The 5,888-nt window shown below is 68.0% G+C and carries 5 protein-coding genes; 2 read left to right on the forward strand and 3 right to left on the reverse strand.

Annotated elements, in window-relative coordinates:
• On the reverse strand, positions 1-730 hold a 730-nt coding region (locus GBZ26_RS26170), incomplete at its 3' end, for an NUDIX hydrolase (RefSeq protein ID WP_174441346.1).
• 192 nt (positions 731-922) lie between these two features.
• Here GBZ26_RS26170 and pyk point away from each other — a divergent pair.
• Entirely contained in the window at positions 923-2,386 is a 1,464-nt protein-coding gene (gene pyk, locus GBZ26_RS26175) for a pyruvate kinase (protein ID WP_038528090.1), read from the forward strand.
• A gap of 44 nt (positions 2,387-2,430) precedes the next feature.
• Here the strand turns inward: pyk and GBZ26_RS26180 are convergent, their stop codons facing one another.
• Both GBZ26_RS26180 and GBZ26_RS26185 read right to left on the reverse strand, forming a co-directional pair.
• The gene (locus tag GBZ26_RS26180) at positions 2,431-3,120 is read right to left on the reverse strand and encodes a GntR family transcriptional regulator (protein WP_149165748.1); all 690 of its coding nucleotides are present in this window, start codon (positions 3,118-3,120) and stop codon (positions 2,431-2,433) included.
• A 179-nt stretch (positions 3,121-3,299) separates the two neighbouring features.
• On the reverse strand, positions 3,300-3,911 hold the full coding sequence (locus tag GBZ26_RS26185) for a thiamine phosphate synthase (RefSeq protein WP_246653591.1): 612 nt from the start codon (positions 3,909-3,911) through the stop codon (positions 3,300-3,302).
• A gap of 198 nt (positions 3,912-4,109) precedes the next feature.
• Here GBZ26_RS26185 and gcl point away from each other — a divergent pair, with 198 nt between their 5' ends.
• Positions 4,110-5,879 carry a glyoxylate carboligase gene (gene gcl, locus GBZ26_RS26190; protein ID WP_174441348.1) on the forward strand — a complete coding sequence of 590 codons (1,770 nt, stop codon included), beginning with the start codon at positions 4,110-4,112 and terminating at the stop codon, positions 5,877-5,879.
• Positions 5,880-5,888 lie beyond the last annotated feature (9 nt).

Below are 5,888 nucleotides of genomic sequence, written 5' to 3' on the forward strand. Positions count from 1 at the left end.
GTTTGTTTTTAAATGACCGGGTGCGCAGCGAGACCCACAACGAGTAGCTCGGCGCAGGCGTCCGATGTTTATAAGAGACAGGGAGGGGGGTCAGGGGGTGGAAGCGCACGGCCTCCTCCATCGCGTGGCGGACCGTGCGACAGGCGGCCAGACGCAGCAGGGTCATGCGGGTGGCGAAGACCAGCGACAGCCTTTCCGCTTCCGCCTCGGCCAGGATGGCCCGCGGCGTGCCCCAGAAGCCGGCGACCGCCTCCACCCCGTCGACCACCGCGGTCTGGCGCGGCGGCGCCTTGGCGAGGAAGAACAGGGTGTCGTAGCGCCGCCACACGCTCTCCGGCGTGACCCAACGGGCAAAGGGCACCAGCGCCGCCACGTCCGGCTCCAGCCCCGCCGCCAGCAGCCGGTCCAGGAAGGTCCCGCCCGAGGCGGTCCGCAGCCCGTCGAGAAGGGCGGCATCCACCGTGCCGCCGGCCAGCAGCAGCCCGCATTCCTCGAACGCCTCGCGGATCGCCGCCATCCGCTGCGGCATGTCGTCGGTCAGCGGCAGCGACAGCTCCCGCCAGGGCAGCTCGCTGTCCTCCGCATCCAGCCGCCCGCCGGGAAACACCGTGGCGCCGGGCGCGAAGCGAAGGTCGCGGTGGCGCTGGATCATGAAGACCTCCAGCCCGTCCACGCTGTCGCGCAGAAGGATCAGGCTGGCGGCGGAAAGCGGCTCGACAGGCGTGTTCATGGCATCGTCCTGGCTGATCGCGGGCGTCCAGTGTCCGCCCAGGGGTCACCCCCGGTCAAACCAACCGTGTGACTTCCCGCTATGTGGAAAAGCCATAGCGGCGGTTTGACCCCCGCCCCACCCCGGTCGCAGCATCATCCCAAGCACCACCCAGTCATTGTCAAGTCATCGCCCTCTCAGGAGGCCCGCGCCATGCAGCGCAACCGCAGCACCAAGATCGTCGCCACTCTGGGGCCGGCCAGCTCGACCTACAGCCAGATTTTCGCCCTCGCCGAGGCCGGCGTGGATGTCTTCCGCCTGAACGCCAGCCACGGCACGCAGCGCGACCACGCCGAACGCTACCGCCAGATCCGCGCGGTCGAGGAGACGGTCGGGCGCCCCATCGGCGTGCTTCTCGATCTTCAGGGTCCGAAGCTGCGCGTCGGCACCTTCAAGGAGGTGGCGGTGATCCTGGCCGGCGGTGACCGCTTCCGCCTCGACCTCGACCCGACCCCCGGCGACCGCAGCCGCGTCTGCGTCCCGCATCCGGAGATATTCGCCAGCCTGGAGCCGGGCCACGAGCTTCTGCTGAACGACGGGCGCATGCGCCTGCGCGTGCTGAGCTGCGGCCCCGACCACGCGGAGACCGAGGTCATGGTCGGCGGCACCCTGTCCGACCGCAAGGGCATGAACGTCCCCGGCACCACGCTGGCCCTCAGCGCCCTGTCGGAGAAGGACCGCAGCGACCTGCAGTTTGGCCTGACGCTGGGCGTGGACTGGATCGGGCTCAGCTTCGTGCAGCGGCCCGAGGACATCCTGGAGGCGCGCGCCCTGATCGGCGACCGCGCCCACATCATGACCAAGGTGGAGAAGCCCGCCGCCCTGCCCCGGCTGGAGGAGATCATCGCCCTGTCGGACGCCGTGATGGTGGCCCGCGGCGACCTCGGCGTGGAACTGCCGCCGGAGGACGTGCCCGGCCTGCAGAAGCGGATGATCCGCCTGAGCCGGGCCGCCGGTAAGCCGGTGATCGTCGCCACGCAGATGCTGGAATCCATGATCACCGAGCCGACGCCGACGCGCGCCGAGGCCTCGGACGTGGCGACCGCCGTCTATGACGGGTCTGACGCCGTGATGCTGTCGGCGGAATCCGCGTCGGGCAAGCATCCGGTGGAGGCCGTGGCGATGATGGACCGCATCATCCGCCGGGTGGAGCGCGATCCGCTCTACCGCCGCATCATGGACTCCGAGCATCCGAGCCCGGAGGCGACCACCCCGGACGCCCTGTCCGCCGCGGCGCGGCAGATCGCCGAGACCATCTCGGCCGCCGGCATCGCCACCTTCACCAGCACCGGCTCGACCGCGCGGCGCGCCTCGCGCGAGCGGCCGACCGTGCCGATCCTCGGCCTCAGCGCCGAACGCGGGACCGCCCGCCTGCTGTCCCTGGCTTGGGGCGTGCACCCGGTCTGGACCGCCGACGTGGCGAATTTCGCGGAAATGGTCGAGCGGGCCAGCCTCGTCGCCGCCCAGGAGGGCATCGGCGCCCCCGGCCAATCGCTGATCGTGACGGCGGGCGTCCCCTTCGGTACGCCCGGCACCACCAACAGCCTGCGCGTGGTCACGATTACCGCGAACGGGCTGAACAGCGTGACGACCGCGAAGCTTCACGAGCCGGTCTGACGCTCGTGTCCGTGCCCCTCCCTCTCACCGGGGGTGGGGCACGCTCACTCCAGGAAATCGCAATGCTTCTCGACGTGCGCCGCCAGCCCAAGCGTGTGGTCGCGGATCAGGTGTTCGGCCTGATCGACGTCGCGGCGTTCCAGGGCCTTGATGATTTCCTTGTGGTCGTGGATGGATCGCTCCGCCCGGTTGTCCTGGCCGATGGTCAGCTTGCGGATCGCGCGGATGTGGATGAACAGGTTGTCGGTCATCTCCTGGATCAGCTTGGACCCGCTGAGCCGGATGATGCTCTTGTGGAAGGCGATGTTGGCGTCGGAATACTCGTTGACATGCTCCTTGGGGTTCCGCATCTCGAAATTGCGGAACAGGTCCCACAGGGTACGGATGTCCTCGTCGGTGGCCTGCGTGGCGACCATCCGCCCGGCCATGCTCTCCAGCGCCGCCCAGACCTGGATCATCTCGACGATCTCGGCCTTGGTCTTGCGGATGACGAAGATGCCCCGGCGCGGCTGGAGGCGGATGAAGCCCTCCTGCTCCAGCAGGGTCAACGCCTCGCGGATCGGCGTCCGGCTGACGCCCAGCAACTCGCTGAGCTGCCGCTCCTCAAGCCGGATCTCGTCGTTATGGTCGTAGATGTCCATTTGCGAGATGGCTTGCTTCAACGCATGATACGCTTGAGCGCGGAAGGTCGATCCGGTGTCGAGCGGCTGGACGTTGATCGGCGGAGGGTTCATGGTCGGCACCGTTCCTCAATGCTGGCCGTCCGGAAACACCCCACTGTGCGCCGGCCCGGTCGTGCGAAAGGCATCGCATCGTTTTCGTATATGAGATACCAGATGCACATTTCGGGCTGAAAAGTCCAGGACCACGATAAGGAAGGAGCGGTTTCGTTCGACCCTCTTCCTTGCGTTTGTCAGCCTTTCAAGGCTTTGAGCAATTCGGGCAAGCGGTCCGGCGTCCGCATCAGCGCGCCCATGACCGCCACTCCGGCGGCTCCCGCAGCCAGACACTCTCCGATGTTGCCCGACTCCACGCCGCCGAGCGCGATGACGGGAAGGGAAGCGTCCGCGGCCAAGCGTCTCAGCGTCTCCGTCCCGACCGGCGGGCCGTAGCCCGGCTTGCTCGGCGACGGGAAGATCGGCGACAGCGTTACGTAGTCCGCCCCGCCCGCCACGGCACGGCGGATTCCTTCCGCGTCGTGGGTCGAAACACCGACCAGCGCACCGGGGCCGAGCCGCCGTCGCGCCGTCGCCACGTCTGCCCCTTCCGGCAAATGCACCCCGTCCGTTCCGGCGGCCAGCGCCAGATCAGGATCGCCATGCAGCGTGACCAGCGCACCCCAGGGCCGCGCCCGCTGCACCAGGGCATGGGCCAGAGCGATCTGCCGCGACTCGTCCAGGTCCTTTTCGCGCAGCGACAGCCAGCGCAAGCCGCCGGCGAACAGGCGCGCCGCCAGGTCCGGCAAGGACTGCGCCGCCTGCCGCCGGTCGGTGATCGCCAGGAGACGGGGACTCGGGATCGCCATCATCCGTCCACGATGACAGCGCCATCGGGACTGTGCAAGTGCAGCATAATTGTCCGCCGCGCCGTGAAGGACTGCCCCGTTCGGCGCGATTTCCATCACGCGGAAAGGATTCGCCAACACTTTGCCAATAGCCGCCCCGCTGGTGAAAGCTCAATCCAACGCAACAGCGACCCGTTACGCGAGGGAGGAGACCAAGCCATGGCTAGGATGATGGCGATTGAAGCGGCGGTGCATGTCCTGGAAAAGGAAGGTGTGTCCGTTTGCTTTGGCGTCCCCGGAGCGGCCATCAATCCGTTCTACGCGGCGCTGCAACGCAACGGCCGCATCGGCCACGTTCTTGCGCGCCATGTCGAAGGCGCGTCGCATATGGCCGAAGGCTACACGCGCGCCAAGGCCGGCAACATCGGCGTCTGCATCGGCACCTCCGGCCCCGCCGGCACCGACATGATCACGGGCCTCTACTCGGCCTCCGCCGACTCCATTCCGATCCTGTGCATCACCGGCCAGGCGCCCCGCGCCCGCCTGCACAAGGAGGATTTCCAGGCCGTGGACATCCCGTCCATCGCCAAGCCGGTCGCCAAGTGGGCGGTCACCGTGCTGGAGCCGGGGCAGGTCCCCTACGCCTTCCAGCAGGCCTTCCACCTGATGCGCTCCGGCCGGCCCGGCCCGGTGCTGCTCGACCTGCCGATCGACGTGCAGATGGCCGAGATCGAGTTCGATCCCGACGCCTACGAGCCGCTGCCCACCTACAAGCCGACGGCGACCCGCGCCCAGGTGGAGAAGGCTCTGGCCATGCTGAACGCGGCGGAGCGTCCGCTGCTGGTAGCCGGCGGCGGCATCATCAACGCCGACGCCAGCGACCGTCTGGTCGAGTTCGCCGAGGTCGTCGGCCTTCCCGTCATCCCGACCCTGATGGCCTGGGGCGCCATTCCGGACGACCACCCGCTGATGGCCGGCATGGTCGGTCTGCAAACCGCCCACCGCTATGGCAACGCCGCCATGCTGGCGTCGGACTTCGTGCTGGGCATCGGCAACCGCTGGGCCAACCGCCACACCGGCTCGGTCGACGTCTACACCAAGGGCCGAAAGTTCGTGCATGTGGACATCGAGCCGACCCAGATCGGCCGCGTCTTCGCGCCGGACCTGGGCATCGTGTCCGACGCCGGGGCGGCGCTCGACCTCTTCATCGAGGTGGCGAAGGAGTGGAAGGCCGCCGGCAAGCTGCGCGATTGGTCCGAGTGGGTGAAGACCTGCCAGGTCCGCAAGCGCTCCATGCTGCGCAAGTCTGATTTCGCCAACGTGCCGATCAAGCCGCAGCGCGTCTATCAGGAGATGAACAGCGCCTTCGGCGAGGACGTCTGCTACGTCTCGACCATCGGCCTGTCGCAGATCGCCGGCGCGCAGTTCCTGCACGTCTACAAGCCGCGCCATTGGATCAATTGCGGTCAGGCCGGTCCGCTCGGCTGGACCCTGCCGGCGGCGCTCGGCGTGCGGGTGGCCGATCCGAAGCGCAAGATCGTCGCGCTGTCCGGCGACTACGACTTCCAGTTCCTGATCGAGGAGCTGGCGGTGGGCGCCCAGTTCAAGCTGCCCTACATCCACGTTCTGGTGAACAACAGCTACCTCGGGCTGATCCGGCAGGCGCAGCGCGCCTTCCAGATGGACTTCCAGGTCCAGCTCTCCTTCGAGAACATCAACGCCCCGGAGATCGGCGTCTACGGCGTGGACCACGTCGCGGTGGCCGAGGGACTGGGCTGCAAGGCCATCCGCGTCACCGACCCGGACAACCTGCAATCCGCCTTCGCGCAGGCGCAGCAGTGGATGGACGAGTTCCAGGTCCCGGTGGTGGTCGAGGTCATCCTGGAGCGCGTCACCAACATCGCCATGGGCACGGAGATCAACAACATCACCGAGTTCGAGGACGTGCTGGACGTGCCCGCGGACGAGCCGGAGCTGGTGCGGGTCTGATCGGCGCAC

Origin of the sequence: Azospirillum formosense (assembly GCF_013340925.1) — a bacterium.
In the GTDB taxonomy this organism is placed as follows: Bacteria; Pseudomonadota; Alphaproteobacteria; order Azospirillales; family Azospirillaceae; genus Azospirillum; species Azospirillum formosense.

Bases quoted from the DNA above. Each gene is read 5' to 3' on its own strand.
- pyk (WP_038528090.1), top strand. From the start codon at position 923: ATGCAGCGCAACCGCAGCACCAAGATCGTCGCCACTCTGGGGCCGGCC.
- GBZ26_RS26180 (WP_149165748.1), bottom strand. From the start codon at position 3,120: ATGAACCCTCCGCCGATCAACGTCCAGCCGCTCGACACCGGATCGACC.
- GBZ26_RS26185 (WP_246653591.1), bottom strand. From the start codon at position 3,911: ATGGCGATCCCGAGTCCCCGTCTCCTGGCGATCACCGACCGGCGGCAG.
- gcl (WP_174441348.1), top strand. From the start codon at position 4,110: ATGGCTAGGATGATGGCGATTGAAGCGGCGGTGCATGTCCTGGAAAAG.